Below are 18305 nucleotides of genomic sequence, written 5' to 3' on the forward strand. Positions count from 1 at the left end.
TTTAAATTACACGACAGTCCCTGTTACAGCGCCCGGGCCCGGGCGAAGAAGTCACCGACCTGCCCGCGCATCTTTTCCGACTGACGGGACAGTTCCCCGGCGGCGGCCAGCACCTGCCCGGCACTGTCCCCGGTTTCCTGCGCCCCGACGGTCACGTTGATCACGCTTTCGGCCACATCCTGCGTGCCCTGCGCCGCCTCGGTGACATTGCGGGCAATTTCCCGGGTGGCGTCGCCCTGCTGCGATACCGCATCGGCGATATCCCCGGCCAGCGTGTTGACCTCGCCGATCACCCCGACAATCTCGCGGATCGCCTCGGCCACCTGCGTCGAGGCCGCTTCCATCGCCGCAATCTGGGTGGAGATCTCGGCGGTGGCGTGGGAGGTCTGGTTGGCGAGGCTTTTCACCTCGTTCGCCACCACGGCAAAGCCTTTCCCGGCCTCTCCGGCGCGGGCGGCCTCGATGGTGGCATTCAGGGCCAGCAGGTTGGTCTGGCTGGCCACCGTCTCGATCAGGCCGACAATCTGGCTGATATGGCTGGTGGCCTCGCCCAGCGTGCGGACGGTCTGTTCGGTCCGCTCCGCCGCCGCCGTCGCCCGCTGCGCCACCGCCTGCGATTGCCCGGCCCGCTCGGCGATATGGGTGATCGACACCGCCAGTTCGTCCGATGCCGCCGCCACGCTCTTGACATTGACCGAAGCCTGTTCCGTCGCCGCCGCCGCCGTGGTGGCGTTGCGCGCCGACTGTTCCGCCGTCCCCGACAGGGCGCGGGCGGTGGCTTCCAGCTCGGTCGAGGCCGAGGTCACGGTTTCAAGAATGTGTGACACATCGCGGTCGAAGTCCTGCATCAGGGCTTCCATCTGCCGGGTGCGCTGCTCCCGCGCCGCCAGATCGGCCTGTGCCGCCGCCGCCAGCGCCTGACGCTCGCGGGCGTTCTCCCGGAAGACCTCCACCGCATTCGCCATTTCGCCGATCTCGTCGCGGTGGTCCAGCGCCGGAACCGTGACGCTCAGGTCGCCCCCTGCCAGCGCCCGCATGGTGGCGGCCATCCGGCGGATCGGGGTGGAAATCACCCGCCCCAGCAGCATCGACGCCCCGATCATCGCCACCAGCAGAATGACCAGAACCACCAGCGCCCGGATCACGCCGCCCCGGAAGGCGGTGTCGATATCATCAACATAAACCCCGGAGGCGATCACCCAGTCCCACGGCGCGAACAGTGCCTCGTAGGAAACCTTCTCGTACAAGGCGTCGCCACCACCCGGCTTGGTGAAGCGGTAGGTGGTATAGCCACCCCCCGCCTTGGCGTTCTCAATCTGATGGCGCAGGAACAGAAAGCCGGTGGCGTCCTTCTCGTCGATCCGCATCTTGCCTTCCAGCTCCTTACGGGTGCCGTGGATTTCGGTCACGCCGCTGGTGCTGTAGACGAACATGTAATCGCCCTGACCGTAGCGGTAGGCCCGGATCACCGCCGCCGCCCGGTTTTTCGCCTCTTCCGGCGACAGTGCCCCGTCCTGCGCCTGTTTGTGGTAATAAGTGGCAACGGACACCGCCGTTTCCACCACCTGCCGGACCGCCGCCCGCCGTTCGGCTTCCATCGTCTGGCGCAGCGACATCAGCCCGTAGGCGGTGACGATCCCGACGCCGAGGATTCCAAGCAGCGCCAGCAGCAGCAGCTTGGTGGCTATCTTGTTATTTTTAAACATCTGTTCCCCTGAATATTCCCCGACCGCATCATCAGGCGGTCCCGAACTGTCATCAGAGGCACGATACTGGCAGGTCAGAAATCTGACCAAGAAAAACAATCATGAGTTATGTTTTGAATAATTATGCACCGGCGTGTTTCACAAGACGAGAGAGGGTGATACCCGATCTCCTTAAAATTTCACTATATGGAATAAGATGCCCCTGAACGGTCAATCAACGCCGACTCGGAGCCGGTCAGAACGCCATAAAAATCGGCCCCGAAGCGGGCTCCGGGGCCGGTTTTACGCGTTTTCTCAGTCTGTCGGCGGATGCGTCAGATCCGCACCACCACACCGGGGTTGAGCAGGTTCTGCGGGTCCAGCGCCACCTTCACCTTGCGCATCACCTCGATCTCCGCCGCACTCTTGTAGTGGATGATCTCATCCACCTTCAGGCGGCCAACCCCATGCTCGGCGGAGATCGAGCCGCCCATGTCCACCACGATATCGTGAACGATGCGGTTCATCTCTTCCCAGTGGCCCAGATAGGCCTTCGGGTCCATCCCCTCCGGCTGGGTCAGGTTGAAGTGGATGTTGCCGTCGCCGACATGGCCGAACGGGCACGGCCGCAGCCCCGGCAGGGCCGCCACCACCCCGGCAATCGCCCGGTCGAGAAATTCCGGCACCCGTGCCACCGGCACGGCGACATCGTGCTTGATCGAGGCCCCTTCGTGCTTCTGCGCTTCCGGCAGGCCTTCCCGCATCCGCCAGAACGAGGCTTCCTGCTGGCCGCTTTCAGCGATCACCGCATCGGAGATGATGCCCTGCTCAAAGGCGGTCTCCAGAAAGCCCTCGAACACCGCCCGCAGGTCGGTTCCGGCCCGGGTGGAGGAAAACTCCGCCAGCACATACCACGGATGGGCGTCCTCAAACGGGTCGGTCACGCCGTCAAGATGGCGGCAGGCCAGTTCCAGCCCGAAGCGGGCCACCAGCTCAAAGGCTGACACCTGATCGCCGGACATGGCGCGGGCCAGCGCCAGCAGGGCCGGAACCTGTGCCACGTCATCCACCGCACACAGGGCGGTCTGCTTTTCCAGCGGGCGCGGATACAGCTTCATCACCGCAGCGGTGATGATGCCCAGCGCCCCTTCCCCACCGATAAACAGGTGCTTGAGGGCAAAGCCGGTGTTGTCCTTGCCCAGCGCCTTCAGGCCATTCCACACCGTGCCATCGGCCAGCACCACTTCCAGCCCCAGACACAGGTCGCGGGTGTTACCGTAGCGCAGGACGTTCAGCCCCCCGGCGTTGGTCGCCAGATTGCCGCCGATCTGGCAGGACCCCTGCGCCCCCAACGCCAGCGGGAAGAAGCGGTCCGCCTCCAGCGCCGCCGTCTGCACGTCTTCCAGAATCACCCCGGCTTCCACCGTGATGGTGAAGTCGATCGGATTGATGGCGCGGATGCGGTTCATGCGGGACAGGCTGAGGATCACCTGACCGGCATCGGAGACCGCCCCGCCGCACAGGCCGGTGTTACCGCCCTGCGGCACAATGCTGACCCCGGCGGCGGCGCAGGCCTTGACCACCGCTGAAACCTCTTCGGTCGTGGCAGGCTTGACCGCCACCGTGGCCTGCCCCCGGTACAGGCCGCGCTCTTCGCGCAGATGCGGATCAAGATCGCCACCGTCCGTCAGCACGGCCTTGTCGCCGACGATGGAGCGCAGGGTGTCCAGAAAGGCATCGGTGATCGGCACGGGGGGAGCCCTCCAGCAGCAGAAAAACGGGGGATCGCGCGGCCCATAGCCTGCGCGCATGGCTGTCTGGCTCTTTCCTTACCCCCTGCCTGCGGCAGACACAAGCCCGCAGCCAAATGATTGATAAAAGCGATTGTCGGTGCCGGAATAACTCATCGGCTTCCGCCTTGCCGATCCGGTCGAAATACTGTAATTAATAATCAATCGCAATAACTGCTGCCCCGCCGGAGGCCACCATGCGTGACATCGCCAAAACCCTGAGCTTCGCCACCCTGCACTTCGGCGTCGGCTTCACCATCACCTATCTGCTGACCGGGTCGCTGACCATCGCCACCGGCGTTGCCCTGCTGGAACCGACGGTCAACACCGTGGTGTTCTACTTTCATGAAAAGCTGTGGAACCGGGCCTCGCCCAAGGCCACCACCCTGTGGGACGGCCACGGCCACAGCCGGATGACCGAAGCCCCTTTTTCCCCGGCGCCGGAAACGGCGGCCTGACCGTTCCCCCGGAGCCGGATGCCCCCGGCCGCCGGGGGGACCCCGATCAGCGGTAAGGTGTCCGGAAGCGGTCCAGACCACCATCGTGCATCAGGGCCAAAATCCCCTGATTGACCGTATCGAGAAGCTGCGGCGCGCCCGGCCGGGCCCGGCTGATGCAGATGTAATAGGGCGAGGAACGGACCTCGGTATACAGCAGCGCCGTGCCGTCCCCCCGGGACAGATAGCGCACGGTATCGCGGTAACCGTAATAGGCATCAATCCGCCCCTGCTCCAGCATCCGCAGGCCGGTTTCATCGGAAGACACATCGACAATAACCGCCCCGGTCGCCGCCAGATCGTCGGCCAGACTGTAGCCCCGGACCACACCGACCGTATGCCCGGCCAGAGTCTGCATCGTCAGCGGGGCGGTATTGCGGTAAGCCCGGCCAAACAGGCCGATACCGACAGTGCCGATGCTTTCGGAAAACAGCAGGGTCTCGGCCCGCTCCGACCGGTAGGAACAGGAACACAGGGCATCAACCCGCCCGCTTTCCGCCATCTGTAACGCCCGCTGCCACGGATAGAACTGAATGTCGGGACGTAAGCCCTGCGTGGCCAACGCCGCTGTCAGAATATCAATATCAAAACCGGGGTGCCCCTCCACCGGCTGTTCCATTTTCTGGGGCGGAAATTCATTACAGGCAAAAGTGACCGGAGCTGCCGGATCCTGCGCCAGCCCCGGCCATGCCAGCAGCAGGACCAGACAGGCCGATGCCCCGCCAACCCGGAACAAGGGACGGAGGCACCGGACGGCCCCCATCCACAGAGAAAAACCGGTCATCGCGTCCCCCCACGCCCCTTAAACAGGGCTTTTGCGGTCCGGCCGCCCCCGCAGCCGAAGAGACACTATAGAATCAGTGGGTAATTTCCGCCAGCATTCCAACAAATTAGCGCTTATTTTTATGGAATGCTCCAGCCAGACCGTTCAGTCCAGATCCATCAGTACAGGTGCTGACCGCCGGTGACGAACACCTCCGATCCGGTGATATAGCTGAACTCATCGGAACACAGCCGGAAGGCGCAGGCCGCCACGTCTTCCGGCGTGCCCATCCGGTCCAGCGGAATGCGCGGAATCAGGGCTTCGTATTCCGGCGAAATCATCTCGGTCTTGATCTCGCCCGGGGCGATGGCGTTGACGCGGATGCCAAGCTGCGCCAGTTCCGCCGCCATTTCGCGGGTCAGGCCGGACAGCGCCGCCTTGCTGGTGGAATAGGCCGACCCGGCGAAGGGATGGACGTAATGCCCGGCGATGGAGGTGATGTTAATGATCGTCCCCTTGCCCTTGTGCAGGTCGGCGGCAAAGCCCCGGGCCAGCCGCAGCGGGGTAAAGAAGTTGAGTTCAAACACCGCCCGCCAGCCGTCAATCGGGCCGTTGAGAATGCCCAGCCGTTCCTTGAACGGGGTCTTCGGCGACACCCCGGCGTTGTTGATCAGGGCATGCAGGGGATCGCCGTTCAGGATCGCCTTCACCTCGCGGATCAGCACATCCACCGCATCCCCGGCCCCGAGATCGACCTGAAGATGATGCTGCCAGTTGTCATCCCGCACCAGATCCTCCGGCAGCGGCCCACGGGCGCAGGAAATCACCCGCCAGCCTTCCGTCATGAAGCGCAGGGCAGTCACCTGCCCGATCCCCCGGCTGGTGCCGGTGATGACGACAGTCTTGGGTGCGGAACGGGTCATGATGGTCTCGATTTCTGGTCAGTCGGGGCGGTCAGTCAGGGGTGCCCCGCCGGTCAGGCCAGCGCGGCACCCCCCGTATGTATGCCGGGCCGGGGCCGCCGCCAAGGGGAGGCGGTGCCAAGGAGCCCGACATTGTGCCAGAAATGATGCATCATGCATCAGGAAAATGCACAGCCGGGCCGGATCCCGATCTTTTTCAGCACAATCGCCAGCGGACAGAAGCCGGTGAACGACGCCTGAAGCATATTGGCTCCGACAAAGGCGGTGATCCAGATCGCCCAGCCAAGCCCGGCAAAGGCATACAGGGCCAGCGAGGCCAGAATGACGGTTCCGGCAAAGGCCATGATGACGCGGTCAAGGGACATAATAGGGTCTTCTCCTGTGCTCAGTTTCCGGTGCCGTCAGGGATTGGGGGCACCGATGTGGCCGTCCTTCAGCTTGGTAATGCCCAACGCCTTGAGGACGTATTTCTCGTAAACCGGCTCCGACGTGCCCTTGCGGACCTTGTGCAGAAAATACTTCTCGAAGGCGACCTTGGCGGCGTGCACCCACCACCCTTCGGAGAACCAGTTGACGTTGCGCGGCGGAATCTGCGGCAGGGCAACAAAGGCGGCCCCGCTGTCGCCGAAGTCAGCCAGACAGATGGCGTTCCACGTCGCCTGCCGGTCCGGGGCCTTGCCGCGCAGCAGATTGCCGATGTTATGGGCCGCCGCCGTAACCATGGACTCAATCATATAGCCGGTCTTGGGCACCCCGACCGGCACCGGGGTCGGCCCGACCGGGGGAATCGACACGCAGACCCCGACGGAAAACACATTGGGGTAGGTGGCGTTCTGCTGGTGCTTATCGACCAGAATAAACCCGCGCGGATTGGTCAGCCCCTCAATCCCCGCCACTGCCTTCACCCCCCGGAACGCCGGAAGCATCATCGAATACCGGAACGGCAGGACATGATCGCGCTTCGGGGCGCCGTCCTCGTCATGGGCGGTAACGTGCATCTGCCCGTCCTCCACCTTTGTCACCCGGGCGTTGGTGACCCAGTCGATGTGACGGCTGCGCAGGATGCTTTCCATCATCCCCTTGGAATCGCCGACTCCCCCCAGCCCAAGGTGGCCGATGTAGGGTTCGGCGGTGACAAAGGTCATCGGCACCCGGTCGCGGATTTTGCGGCGGCGCAGATCGGTATCCATGATCGCCGCATATTCATAGGCCGGGCCATAGCACGAGGCCCCCTGCACCGCCCCGACCACAATCGGGCCGGGATTGGCGCAGAAGGCTTCCCACCGCTCCGACGCCGTCACCGCATGATCGACGTGACACACCGACTGGGTGAAACCGCCGTGCGGCCCCAGCCCGTCAATTTCATCAAAGGCCAGTTCCGGCCCGGTGGCGATGACCAGATAGTCGTAGGTCAGGCTGCTGCCATCGGTCAGCTCCACCCGGTTTTCCGCCGGATGCACCCGGGCCGCGCCGGTACTGATAAAGCCGATGCCCTTGCGGCTGAAGATCGGATCCAGATCCAGCACGATATCCGAGCGGTCCCGCCATTTGACCGCCACCCACGGGTTGGACGGCACAAAGTGAAACACCGGACTGTTGCTGATGACGGTGATCCGGTCTTCTTTCCGGGCCTGCTCCCGCATTTCAAACGCCATCGGCACGCCGCCGATGCCCGCCCCCAGAATGATGATATGGGCCATGACTGTGTCCTCCCTTGGCGGCAGAGCCACCTGTTTTTGCGATACGGTCGGGAGGACGCTGCCTCTCAGCCGGGGTCTGCCGGTCCGTCGTTGGGTGCGGCCGGGCAGTACAGATCGCTGAGGGTGCGCAGGATGGCTTCCACCTCCGCCCCCGCCAGCGTGTAATAAATGGTCAGGCCATCGCGCCGGGTTTTCACCACCCCCTGCTGGCGCAGGACGGCCAGATGCTGCGACAATGCCGACTGAGAGATGCCGATCCGGCGTTCCAGTGCGCCGACGCAGTGTTCCCCCCCGGTCAGAACGCACAGGATCATCAGCCGCCGTTCATTCGCCAGCGCCCGCAGCAGGGTGGCGGCCTCGACCGCCCGTTGGTGCAGTGCAATAATATTCATAATTGCTAATTTAGTTTGCTTTGATATATTAGTCAAGACTGATCCAATCCGCACCCCGGAGCCTGCCGATGCCCCGCATCACGCCCCTGCTGACCGTCCTGATCCTGCTCGTCACCTCCGGCCCGACGCTGGCGGCGGAAACCCTGACCGTCCATACCCAGCCGCTGCCGGACGAGAAGGCGGTTTACGCCACCGTCGTCAGCGCCGATACGCAGGTGGCCCGCGCCCGCATCAGCGGCACCGTCGCCTCCGTCACCACCGATGAAGGCGACAGCGTGCAGGCCCGGCAGGTGCTGGCGGTGGTCGGGGATTCCAAACTGCTGCTGAAGCGCACCGCCGCCGAGGCACAGGTGGCGTCCCTGCGGGCGGAGCGGGCCCAGGCCGCCACCGAGCTGGCGCGGGCGCAGGAACTGTACAAACAGGGGGCCACCCCGAAGGCCAAACTGGATCAGGCCCGCACGGCGGTGGAGGTGCTGGACCGCAGCATTGCCGGGCAACTGGCGGAACGGCAGGTGGTGGAAGCCACCACGGCGGAGGGCGAGGTGCTGGCCCCCGGCAGTGGCCGGGTGCTGGAGGTGAAGGTGATCCCCGGATCGGTGGTGATGCCGGGCGAAGCCATCGCCACCATCGCCACCGGGCGGTATCTGCTGCGGCTGGAGCTGCCGGAACGCCATGCCCGCTTCCTGACCGCCGGCACCCCGGTGCGGGTCGGCGACCGCGGCCTTGACGCCAGCGCCGACACGCCCCCCACCCGTGGCACCGTCACCAAGGTCTACCCGCGCCTGACCGAGGGCCGGGTGAGGGCCGATGTGCAGGTGGACGGACTCGGCACCTACTTCGTCGGGGAACGGGCGCTGGTGTGGCTGCCGACCGGCAGCCGCGACACCCTGCGGATTCCGGCGCGCTTCCTGACCGTGCGCTTCGGCGTCACCTTCGTCACGCTGTCAGACCCCGCCACCCCGGCAGGCCGCGAGGTGCCGGTGCAGACCGGCAACCGCAGCCCCGACCCGCAGCAGGGCGAGATGGTCGAGGTGCTGTCCGGCCTGCGCGACGGCGACACCCTGATAACCCGCTAAGCCGGAGGACCGACCATGACCACTGCCCCCCGGCCCCCAGAAAACCAGACCCCAGAAAACCAGACCCCCCATCAACGTCTGGGCCTGTCCGGCCTGCTGACCCGCGCCTTCATCCGCTCCCCCCTGACCCCGCTGCTGCTGCTGGCGGCGCTGGTGGTCGGCACCGTCGCCCTGATCCAGCTGCCGCGGGAAGAAGAGCCGCAGATCTCGGTGCCGATGGTCGATATCATGGTCTCCGCCAACGGTCTGAAGGCCGACGACGCGGTGGAGCTGGTGACCAAACCGCTGGAAACCATCATCAAGGGGCTGGATGACGTCGATCACGTCTATTCCCAGACCGTTGACGACCACGTCACCGTCACCGCCCGGTTTGAGGTCGGCACCGACAAGGATATCGCCCTGCTGCGGGTGCATGAAACCATCCGCGCCCACATGCCGGAAATTCCGGTCGGCATCCCCGAACCGCTGATCATCGGGCGCGGCATCAACGATGTGCCCGCCGTGGTGCTGACCCTGTCGCCCCGCCCCGATGCCGCCGACCGCTGGACCGATGCCGCCCTGCGGTCTCTGGCCGAAACCCTGATGCAGGAGCTGATCAAGGTCGATAACGTCGGCCTGACCTTCCTCTCCGGCGGGCAGGCCGAACAGATCCGGGTGGAGCCCGACCCGGAACGGCTGACCCTGTACGGCGTCACCCTCAACCAGCTGGTCGATAAAATCACCAATGCCAACCGCCAGTTCTCCCTTGGCCGGGTACGCGACGGCGGCGGCCAGCGCCCGGTGATGGCCGGGCAGACCCTGCAAGGGGTTGCCGATATCGGCACCCTGCTGATCACCACCGCCGACGGCCGCCCGGTGTATGTGAAGGACGTGGCGACCATCGTCGTCGGCTCCGCCCCCGCTGACCAGCGGGTCTGGACCCTGACCCCGGGCGGAACGCCGCTGCCCGCCGTGTCGCTGTCGCTGGCCAAACGCAAAGGGGCCAACGCCGTGGTGGTGGCCGAAGCGGTGCTGACCCGGCTGGACAGCCTGAAAGGCCGCCTGCTGCCCGCCGACATCCACGTTGAGATCACCCGCAATTACGGCGAAACCGCCAAGGAAAAGGCCGATGAACTGCTGTTCCACCTCGGCCTTGCCACCCTGTCGATCGTCGCCCTGATCACGCTGGCCATCGGCTGGCGCGAAGGGGTGGTGGTGGCGGTGGTGATCCCCGTCACCATTCTGCTGACGCTGTTTGCCGCCCACCTGATGGGCTACACCATCAACCGGGTCAGCCTGTTCGCGCTGATCTTTTCCATCGGCATTCTGGTCGATGACGCCATTGTGGTGGTGGAAAACATCTCCCGCCACTGGGGCATGCCGGACGGGCGCAGCGCCCTGCAAAAGGCCATTGATGGCGTGGCGGAGGTCGGCAACCCGACCATTGTCGCCACCCTGACCATCGTGGCCGCCCTGCTGCCGATGATGTTCGTCTCCGGCCTGATGGGGCCGTATATGAGCCCGATCCCCGCCAACGCCAGCGCCGCCATGGTGTTTTCCTTCTTCGTCGCCGTCACCATCACCCCGTGGCTGCTGATGAAGGTGGCAGGCAGCCACCGCGAAGACGTCGCGCATCACGGCGGCGAGGGCAAACTCGGGGCGCTGTACCGCCGCCTCGCCACAGCCGTGCTGACCGACCGCCGCACCGCCAGACGCTTCCTGTGGGGGGTCGGCATCGCCACCGTGGCGGTGTGCGGGCTGTTCTACACCAAATCCGTCACCGTCAAGCTGCTGCCCTTCGATAACAAGTCAGAGCTTCAGGTGGTGGCCGACCTGCCGGAAGGATCGTCGCTGGAAGACACCCAGCGGGTGCTGTTCGCTGCCGCCGACCGCCTGCGCACCCTGCCGGAACTGACCTCCGCCCAGATGTACGCCGGCACCGCCGCCCCCTTCACCTTCAACGGGCTGGTACGGCATTACTACCTGCGCTCCAGCCCGGAGCTGGGCGACCTGCAACTGAACCTGACGCCGAAGGCCGAGCGCAGCCGGGCCAGCCATGCCATCGCGCTGGAGGTGCGGCAGCGCCTGCACGGCCTGCCGGTGCCGGATGGCACGGTGCTGAAGGTGGTGGAAGTGCCGCCCGGCCCGCCGGTGCTCTCCACCCTGCTGGCGGAAATCTACGGCCCCGATGCCGCCACCCGCCGCGCCACCGCCGAACAGGTGAAGGCCGCCTTCCGCGCCGTGCCCTTCATCGTCGATATCGACGACAGCGCCGGGGCCACCACCCCCCGCCTGCGGCTGGCCCTCAACCAGCAGGCGCTGGAATACCACGGCGTGGAGGAAGACGCCGTTTACGACACCATCACCGCCCTACTGGGCGGGGTGAAGGTCGGCTATTCCCATCGCGGGGCCGGGCTGACCCCGGTCGATATTTCCGTCCGCCTGCCCAGCGACGCCCTGACCCTCAGCGAACGGCTCCTGTCCACCCCGATCCCCGCCCGCAGTGGCACCGTGGAACTCGGCGATGTCGCCAGCATCGTGCGGGAAGACACCTCCCCCACCCTGTTCCGCCGCGACGGCCACTTCGCCGAAATGGTCATGGCCGACCTCGCCGGGGCCTACGAAGCCCCGGTCTACGGGATGTTCGCGGTGGAAGACCAGTTAAAGAGCCAGATCGACAGCGGTGCCCTGCGCATCGGCTACCACGGCCAGCCGACCGACGAGGCCGCCCCCACCCTGCTGTGGGACGGCGAATGGGAAATCACCTGGGTGACTTTCCGCGACATGGGGGCCGCCTTCATGGTCGCCCTGCTGGGGATCTACCTGCTGGTGGTGGCACAGTTCGGGTCCTTCAAACTGCCGCTGGTGATCCTGCTGCCGGTGCCGCTGACCCTGATTGGCATTGTGCTGGGGCACTGGCTGTTTTCTGCCCCCTTCACCGCCCCGTCGATGATCGGCTTTATCGCGCTGGCCGGGATCATCGTCCGCAATTCCATCCTGCTGGTGGACTTCATCCGCCACGCCCGCGCCGCCGACCCCACCGCCCCGCTCCGCCGCGCCCTGCTGGACGCCGGGGCCATCCGCATCAAACCCATCGTGCTGACCGCCGCCGCCGCCTTGATCGGCGCCGCCTTCATCCTGACCGACCCGATCTTTCAGGGGCTGGCCCTGTCACTGGTGTTCGGCCTCGCCAGCTCCACCGCCCTCACCCTGCTGGTGATCCCGGCGGTGTATGTGGTGCTGCGCGATGATGGCAAGGGGATGTGAGAGTGTCCGGAAATGGGGAATGGGGAGAAACCCGGGGGCGCTGCCCCCGGTCCCCCGCAAGGAGCCTTGGGCTCCTTGACCTATTTTATAGTGATTTATGGAATATTAACAAATGTTTTTTATTAATTATTTTATAAATAAAATGAATCATACCTCATCGACAATAATTAAAAATTAACACACCACTGATTTAATTATCAAAATAAACCATCAGGCGATTTTAATGTCTGTAGAAACCTTCTTAATTTCCCGGACACGTCCGGGAATGAGAGTTTTAAATTCAGCAGAAATGAAAATTCTCAAAGATTTCCAGTTTGAAACCTTCCAAAAGCAATCGGTGGTTCAGACCGATAGGCGAGTATCAACAGACTAGAGACTGCCCTTCCTCTCCGGTATAAGGTGCCCTCAGAGGAACAACCCCGCAGACAGATCACCTTCGGGACACCAATGAATCGAGAAGCTTTGTGCGGAGAAAGCTGTGGATATCTATTTCTCGGCAGACGTTGAGACGGACGGACCAATCCCAGGACCGTATTCGGTACTATCTTTTGCAATCGTCGTAGCAGGCACATACGACGGATCCAATTTTATTCGGCCCGTTAATTATGACACTTTCTTTTACCGAGAACTTCGTCCTATTTCTGATGATTTCGAAACTGAGGCGTTGCAGGTAAATGGCTTAGATCGAGCCAAGCTCCTCATCTCTGGCAGCGACCCCAAAATAGTAATGGAAGAAGCTTATGAATGGATCCGGAAAGTTTCTGGCTCCGCAAGCCCAGTCTTAGTAGCCTACCCACTAAGCTTCGACTGGACTTGGCTCTATTGGTATTTTATGCGTTTTTCCTCTAAAGGCTCTCCATTTGGACACTCGCGCTGCTTCGATATTAAAACAGCGGTTGCAGTTAAGAGTGGAAGACTCGTGTCAGAATCTAGCCGATCGCGATTGCCGACCGCTTTACTCCCTGATAGGATCCACACCCATCACGCGCTTGACGATGCTATTGAACAAGCAGAGGTATTCGCAAACGTTTTCGAGTGGGATGGAAAATGAGCGAAATAAGTAAACGCAAAAATTATACTGAAAGTCGGATAAAAGCTCTAAAGAGCAAACTATTAAATTGCAACAGCCTGCTGGACGGAAAAGCTTGTGTATATGCAACCGGATCCTTTGGACGATTAGAGGCAGGACCTAAAAGTGACCTTGACCTTTTCATCGTAGGAAAATCCGATCCCTCTCGCATCAGAAAAGATGGAATAAAAGAAAGTCAACTGAGCCGCCTAGACGAAATTTGCATAAAGGCTGAACTCATCGAAGCAACCAGAAGTCTAAACTTCCCAGACTTTGATGGAGATGGAAAATATCTTGTCCATTACCCGGTTGATGAATTTACAAAATCAATCGGCCAGCCCGACGATGATGCACGCAACACATTGACCGGGAGACTTCTCCTTTTCCTAGAAAGTAAACCACTTTTAGGAGAAGCGGTATATGACAAAATAATTGAAGAAGTTATTGCGGTATACTGGAGAGATTACCCTGGTCATTTTAGTAATTTTTCTCCGGCATTCTTAACAAACGATATCCTTCGGCTTTGGAGAACTTTCTGCGTTAACTATGAAGCGCGAACATCTCGAGAACCAGATGAGAAAAAATTAGAAGGAAAAGTAAAAAATTATAAACTAAAACACAGCAGAATGCTGACGTGCTACTCAGCCTTACTTTACCTTCTTGTTGTATATAAAAAACACAACTCTGTCTCCCCCACCGATGCTATCAATATGACAAAACTAACCCCAATAGATAGACTTCTTTGGATTAAGGATGAATTCAAAGACGCAAAATTAGATATTGAAAACCTTCTAGAACAGTATGAATTGTTTCTAGAACGCACAAAGGATGGGGACCGCACTCTTGCCGATAATTTTAAAGACTCTGCCAATAGCTCTCAATTCATATTGGAGTCGTACAAATTCGGTGATCTAATGCAGAAAGCCTTGGAGACTATCGGCAAGGACAATCATTTATATCGCCTCATTATCGTTTAGACTCTATCCACCCTTAGGAATATTTAGAAACCTCTAGAAACTGAAACCGGTTAAAATCAAGACGACCTTATAGCCTGACCGTCTTATATTTCATCGCCAAACCGGGGTGCGGGGCCAATGGCCCCGCGCGGGGGTGGGCCGCAGCCCCCCCCCCCCTACGCCGCCACCCGGCCCGGCTGCGGCGCGGTGTCGCCGTCGGTCCAGCGCAGATCCCCGGCGTAGCGCCGGGTCATCTGTCCGGCGGCGTCCAGCGCGAACAGGTGCAGCCAGCCGTTGTCAAACAGCGCCCGCACCCCGTCGTGGCGCTGGAGGATGGCGGTCATCGCCGCCTCCGGCGCTTCGACGCAGACGGTCAGGCGCAGCGGCTCGTGGCGCAGGGTGGTGCCGTCCTGCACCGACTGCCACGTCAGCCCGGCCCGCAGCAGGCCACCGTTGCCTTCCACCACGCCGATGCCGCCGACCACGTTGTGCAGCAGCTTGTTGCCCGCCCCGAAGTGCTGCGGCGCGACGGCGGAACCGTAGTATTGCAGGCTGATCCAGCTGGCGACCACCACCGGCGCGGTCAGGATCAGCTCCAGCACCGGGTAGCCCTGCCCCGCATCCTGCCGCCAGTCGTAATCATGCAGGAAGGCCCGGCCGTTCAGGCGGCGTCCGGCGGTGCGGGCACGCGGGGCGGCGATGAAGGCGCTACATCCGGCAAGGCCCCATTCCGGGCGCACCTCCGCCCAGTTGCGGCCCCGCCGCCGCAGGGCGGATCCGCTGCCGCCACCGGGCAGCAGCCGGGCGCGCTCGGCGCGGGCGGTGGTCCCGGCCTGTTCCAGTGCCCGTTTCAGGGCGGCCAGATCGGCGGCGTGGCTGGCGGGCAGCGCATCGGCATACAGGGCGACGGTGTCGCTGGTGGTGTCATGCAGGGCGGCGACGAAGCAGGTATCGGCGGGAAGGGTGATGCCCCGCGCCACCAACCCGGCCCGCACCGCCGGATCATTCAGCAGGGCGGCCAGCAGCCGAGCGTTGACATCCCCGGCATGGCCGCCGCAGGCCCCGCAGTTGAGGGCGCTGGCGTGCGGGTTGTTGGTGACATGGGCACCATGCCCGGCCAGCAGCACAATGCGGGCGAAGCCGGAGGTCAGCGACATGCCGCGCAGCACCCGTTCCGCCATGCTGACCGCCTGATCCGGCGACGGCTGCGGGTGCAGATGCGGGGCCGGAGCAATGGCCGGGGCAGCAGACCCCAGCCCGAGGGCATCGCGCAGCAGCTTAACCGCATACAGCGGCCCGGCGGATTCAACGAAGGCGAAGGACGACACCGCCGCCAGTTTGAACCGCCCCCACGCCCGCACGGCGCGGGACCGACAGCGGGCGGCGAAATCAGCCTGTTCCGCCTGCGGCCCGTGCCCACCGGAGCAGGATTGAACCATCGGAGGCAGCAGCACCGGCAGCCGGTGTTCCATCACGTCTGACGCGAAGCCCTGATGCCCGGCCCCGATGCCGAAGAACCCGGCGAAGCCAAGGGTGCGGATGCCGGGATCGGCCTGTTCCAGCGCCCGCCGGAACACTTCGGAACGCACATCAATACAGAACACCGCCTGCACCGTCGGGCGCTCCGGTCCCGGCCCGGTCATCCCCGGAGCCGCCACCGGGGCCGCCAGCGTGTCCGCCAGCGCCCGCTGGGCGGCGCGGTCGGCGGCGTCCTGAAGAATCGCGTCCACGATCTGCCCGGCATCCGGGGTCAGTGGCGCGGCATGGGCCGCCGCCACCGCCGCCCAGCGCGGGGCCAGCGCCGGAAAGCGGATCAACAGCGCCTGTTCCCACGCCAGCCGCACCGCCAGCAGATCGGTCAGCGCCGGGCTGGTGCCGCCCGCCTGTTCCGCCTGCCACACCAGATAACGGGCATGCTGCGCCCAGCCGCCAAGGCTGAACAGCAGCCGGTGGAACAGGGTCGGCAGCGCCGCCGCCGGAACCTGAAGGGCGGCGCAGCCCTGCACCAGCGCCTCCGCCGGGTCATCGGGCAGACCGGCGGCAAAGGCGGCAAAGCCGGTCAGGCCGTGGACCTCCGGGGTCAGGTCATGGGTCGCCCAGTGCCGCCACGAGGTCCATTCCCGCTCCTCCTGCCGTTCGCCCCACAGGGCCTGTCCACGGTCGAAGTGCCCGGCAGCCCACAGGCCGATGCGGTCTTCCAGAAAGGCGGGCCAGTCGGTGCCGGTCAGCTCCGCCGCCAGCTCGGCCAGCGTCGGCAGGGGGCTGGGCGCAGGCTGAGGAAGCGCCGCCGCCATCAGCAGGGCTTCCACATCCAGCCGCTGTTCACCGGAATATGGGCAGGCGGCCAGCGCCGCGCACAGGTCATCCTCGCCAATACGGCCATCGGCGATGCGCTCCAGATACCAGTCGCGCCGCATCGTCACCGGCACCCCGCCTGTGCGGGCCAGCCGGGCGGCGGTTTCGGCCAGTGTCTCGCCGGTGTGGCCGAGGAAGGGGTTGACGGCCACGGTGGCCTCCAGCGGCCACGCCGGGGCAATCCTCCGCGCGGCATCGGCGGCAGCGGCGGAGATCTGGGACAGGGAAAGCGTCATGGTCGGTCTCCGTTAATTCTTCATCCATCCGCCCAGCAGGCGGTCGGTCAGGGCGTTCAGGTACAGGCCGTTGGCAAGGTGGACCCGCAGGCCGGTGGCGGCGGGGTGGCGTGACCACAGCGGAAACATCACCTGTGCCAGCGCCACCACCCCAAAGCTGAGGAGCATCAGCACCAGCAGGGCGATTTCCAGCGGGCCGGGGGCCGGGGCGGGCGGCAGGGTGGCGGCGGTCAGGTGTTCCGCCGCCGTCTGAAGGCCGAAGTAACTGGCCGAGGCCACCGCCGAAAACAGGCTGGTGCGCACGGTCAGGGCGCGGGGGGCGGCATCGGCCAGCCCCTGCGCGATCAGGTAGGCAATCCCGAAGATCAGCACCGTCCCCAGCGCCAGCGCCTGCGGGGATTTGTGCTGGAAGCCGAACAGCAGCCCCATCAGCAGATACAGGCCGAAGGCGACGGCAAAGGCCCGCAGGATCGCCCCGCCGCCGGGCACCGCCACCGGGCCGGGGCGGCGGGCGGCGGCAACGGTCTTCACCGTGCTGCCGGACGCCAGAAAGGCGTGGGCCTTGTACAGGGAATGGGCGACGATGTGCAGCAGCGCCAGCGGGAACAGCCCCAGCCCGCACTGCATGGTCATGAACCCCATCTGCGCCACGGTGGACCACGCCAGCGAGGTCTTGACCAGCGGCTGGGTCAGCATCACCAGACTGCCATACAGGGCGGTGAAGCCGCCGACCATCACCAGCACCGCCATCATGCCGGGGCTGGTCAGCACCAGATCGGCAAACCGCACCAGCAGGAAGCCCCCGGCGTTGATCACCCCGGCATGCAGCAGAGCGGAAACCGGGGTCGGGGCCTCGGCCATTTCGGTCAGCCAGCTGTGGGCCGGGGCCTGCGCCGACTTCAGCCCGGCGGCAAGCGCCAGCAGCCCCACCGCCAGCGCGGTCAGCCCCGGGGCCTGTGCGGTCAGGGTGCCGCTGCGGGCGGCTTCCAGCAGGGTGGCGATATCGGTGCCCCCGGCCACCGCCAGCAGGCCGACCGCTGCGGCAAGGGCCAGATCACTGGCCCGGGCGATCACAAACTTCTTCCGCGCCGCCCGCTGCGCCGCCGCCCGGCCCGGATAGAACAGCAGCAGCCGGTGCAGGCCGATGCTGGCGGCACTCCAGCCCACCAGCATCTGCACGGTGTTGCCCGCCTGCGTACACAGCAGCACCGCCGCCAGCACCACCGCCAGCCAGCCGGTGAAGGCGGCGTGGCCGGGCTCTCCGCGCAGATAGGTGCGGCTGTAGCGCAGCACCACCCAGCCGACAAAGGCAATCAGCAGCCCCATGGTCAGGCTGACCGCATCCAGCCGGGCACTGAGGCCGACCCCGCCCCACCCCAGCAGGGCAGAGGTCTGCGGCCCGGTCTGCACCAGCCCCCACAGCGCCCCGCCGAACCCGGCGAGGGAGACCAGCGCCGCCGCTTCCGCCATGACGGCCCCCGCCGCCGGGCGGCGGCGCAGCAGCGGGGCCAGCACCGCCACGGCGGCAAAGGGCAGGACGGCCAGCAACGGGAGAAACGGCAACAGGGGCAACAGGGATACAGGCAGCATGGTATTCAGCCTCCGGCGGGGAACCTT

General features: G+C 64.3%; 14 protein-coding genes. 5 read left to right on the top strand and 9 right to left on the bottom strand.

Translation table 11 applies throughout. The features are described 5' to 3' along the window. Positions 1–23: 23 nt before the first annotated feature. Positions 24–1706 (bottom strand): methyl-accepting chemotaxis protein, encoded by a 1683-nt coding sequence (locus tag FHS48_RS15195; RefSeq protein ID WP_260402510.1) that lies wholly within the window; start codon positions 1704–1706, stop codon positions 24–26. A 314-nt stretch (positions 1707–2020) separates the two neighbouring features. Further along, positions 2021–3436, bottom strand: a complete 1416-nt coding sequence (locus FHS48_RS15200; RefSeq protein WP_184264557.1) for an FAD-binding oxidoreductase — start codon at positions 3434–3436, stop codon at positions 2021–2023. A gap of 236 nt (positions 3437–3672) precedes the next feature. On the opposite strand from FHS48_RS15200, the gene FHS48_RS15205 reads away from it, so the two are divergent. Beyond that, positions 3673–3933, top strand: coding sequence for a DUF2061 domain-containing protein (locus tag FHS48_RS15205; protein WP_184264559.1), 261 nt, complete (start codon positions 3673–3675; stop codon positions 3931–3933). A gap of 46 nt (positions 3934–3979) precedes the next feature. On the opposite strand, the gene FHS48_RS15210 is transcribed toward FHS48_RS15205, so the two are convergent. The 5 genes from FHS48_RS15210 to FHS48_RS15230 all read right to left on the bottom strand — a co-directional run bounded on the left by FHS48_RS15210 (position 3980) and on the right by FHS48_RS15230 (position 7750). Then, positions 3980–4756 carry a substrate-binding periplasmic protein gene (locus tag FHS48_RS15210; protein WP_184264561.1) on the bottom strand — a complete coding sequence of 259 codons (777 nt, stop codon included), beginning with the start codon at positions 4754–4756 and terminating at the stop codon, positions 3980–3982. 158 nt (positions 4757–4914) lie between these two features. Next, a complete protein-coding gene (locus FHS48_RS15215) occupies positions 4915–5658 on the bottom strand; it encodes an SDR family NAD(P)-dependent oxidoreductase (RefSeq protein ID WP_184264563.1) in 744 nt (247 codons plus the stop codon). Between the two features lie 158 nt (positions 5659–5816). Further along, positions 5817–6023 carry a YgaP family membrane protein gene (locus tag FHS48_RS15220; RefSeq protein ID WP_184264565.1) on the bottom strand — a complete coding sequence of 69 codons (207 nt, stop codon included), beginning with the start codon at positions 6021–6023 and terminating at the stop codon, positions 5817–5819. A gap of 36 nt (positions 6024–6059) precedes the next feature. Further along, on the bottom strand, positions 6060–7358 hold the full coding sequence (locus tag FHS48_RS15225) for an NAD(P)/FAD-dependent oxidoreductase (RefSeq protein ID WP_184264567.1): 1299 nt from the start codon (positions 7356–7358) through the stop codon (positions 6060–6062). 65 nt (positions 7359–7423) lie between these two features. Beyond that, complete coding sequence (locus tag FHS48_RS15230) at positions 7424–7750, bottom strand: ArsR/SmtB family transcription factor (protein WP_184264569.1); 327 nt, start codon at positions 7748–7750, stop codon at positions 7424–7426. A gap of 68 nt (positions 7751–7818) precedes the next feature. Here FHS48_RS15230 and FHS48_RS15235 point away from each other — a divergent pair, with 68 nt between their 5' ends. The 4 genes from FHS48_RS15235 to FHS48_RS15250 all read left to right on the top strand — a co-directional run bounded on the left by FHS48_RS15235 (position 7819) and on the right by FHS48_RS15250 (position 14118). Further along, positions 7819–8826, top strand: a complete 1008-nt coding sequence (locus tag FHS48_RS15235) for an efflux RND transporter periplasmic adaptor subunit (protein ID WP_184264571.1) — start codon at positions 7819–7821, stop codon at positions 8824–8826. A gap of 15 nt (positions 8827–8841) precedes the next feature. Further along, positions 8842–12072 carry an efflux RND transporter permease subunit gene (locus FHS48_RS15240; RefSeq protein ID WP_184264573.1) on the top strand — a complete coding sequence of 1077 codons (3231 nt, stop codon included), beginning with the start codon at positions 8842–8844 and terminating at the stop codon, positions 12070–12072. A gap of 478 nt (positions 12073–12550) precedes the next feature. Further along, positions 12551–13123: a 3'-5' exonuclease gene (locus FHS48_RS15245; protein ID WP_221443540.1), complete on the top strand. Its 573-nt coding sequence runs from the start codon at positions 12551–12553 to the stop codon at positions 13121–13123. Continuing rightward, positions 13120–14118: a nucleotidyltransferase domain-containing protein gene (locus FHS48_RS15250; protein WP_184264574.1), complete on the top strand. Its 999-nt coding sequence runs from the start codon at positions 13120–13122 to the stop codon at positions 14116–14118. The genes FHS48_RS15245 and FHS48_RS15250 overlap by 4 nt, the downstream gene beginning before the upstream one ends. A gap of 155 nt (positions 14119–14273) precedes the next feature. Here FHS48_RS15250 and FHS48_RS15255 read toward each other — a convergent pair whose 3' ends face one another. Both FHS48_RS15255 and FHS48_RS15260 read right to left on the bottom strand, forming a co-directional pair. Then, the gene (locus tag FHS48_RS15255; RefSeq protein WP_184264576.1) at positions 14274–16688 is read right to left on the bottom strand and encodes a YbcC family protein; all 2415 of its coding nucleotides are present in this window, start codon (positions 16686–16688) and stop codon (positions 14274–14276) included. Between the two features lie 12 nt (positions 16689–16700). Continuing rightward, positions 16701–18278 carry a proton-conducting transporter transmembrane domain-containing protein gene (locus FHS48_RS15260; protein WP_221443541.1) on the bottom strand — a complete coding sequence of 526 codons (1578 nt, stop codon included), beginning with the start codon at positions 18276–18278 and terminating at the stop codon, positions 16701–16703. Positions 18279–18305 lie beyond the last annotated feature (27 nt).

The organism is Novispirillum itersonii, from assembly GCF_014205675.1.
GTDB classification, from domain to species: Bacteria; Pseudomonadota; Alphaproteobacteria; order Rhodospirillales; family Rhodospirillaceae; genus Novispirillum; species Novispirillum itersonii_A.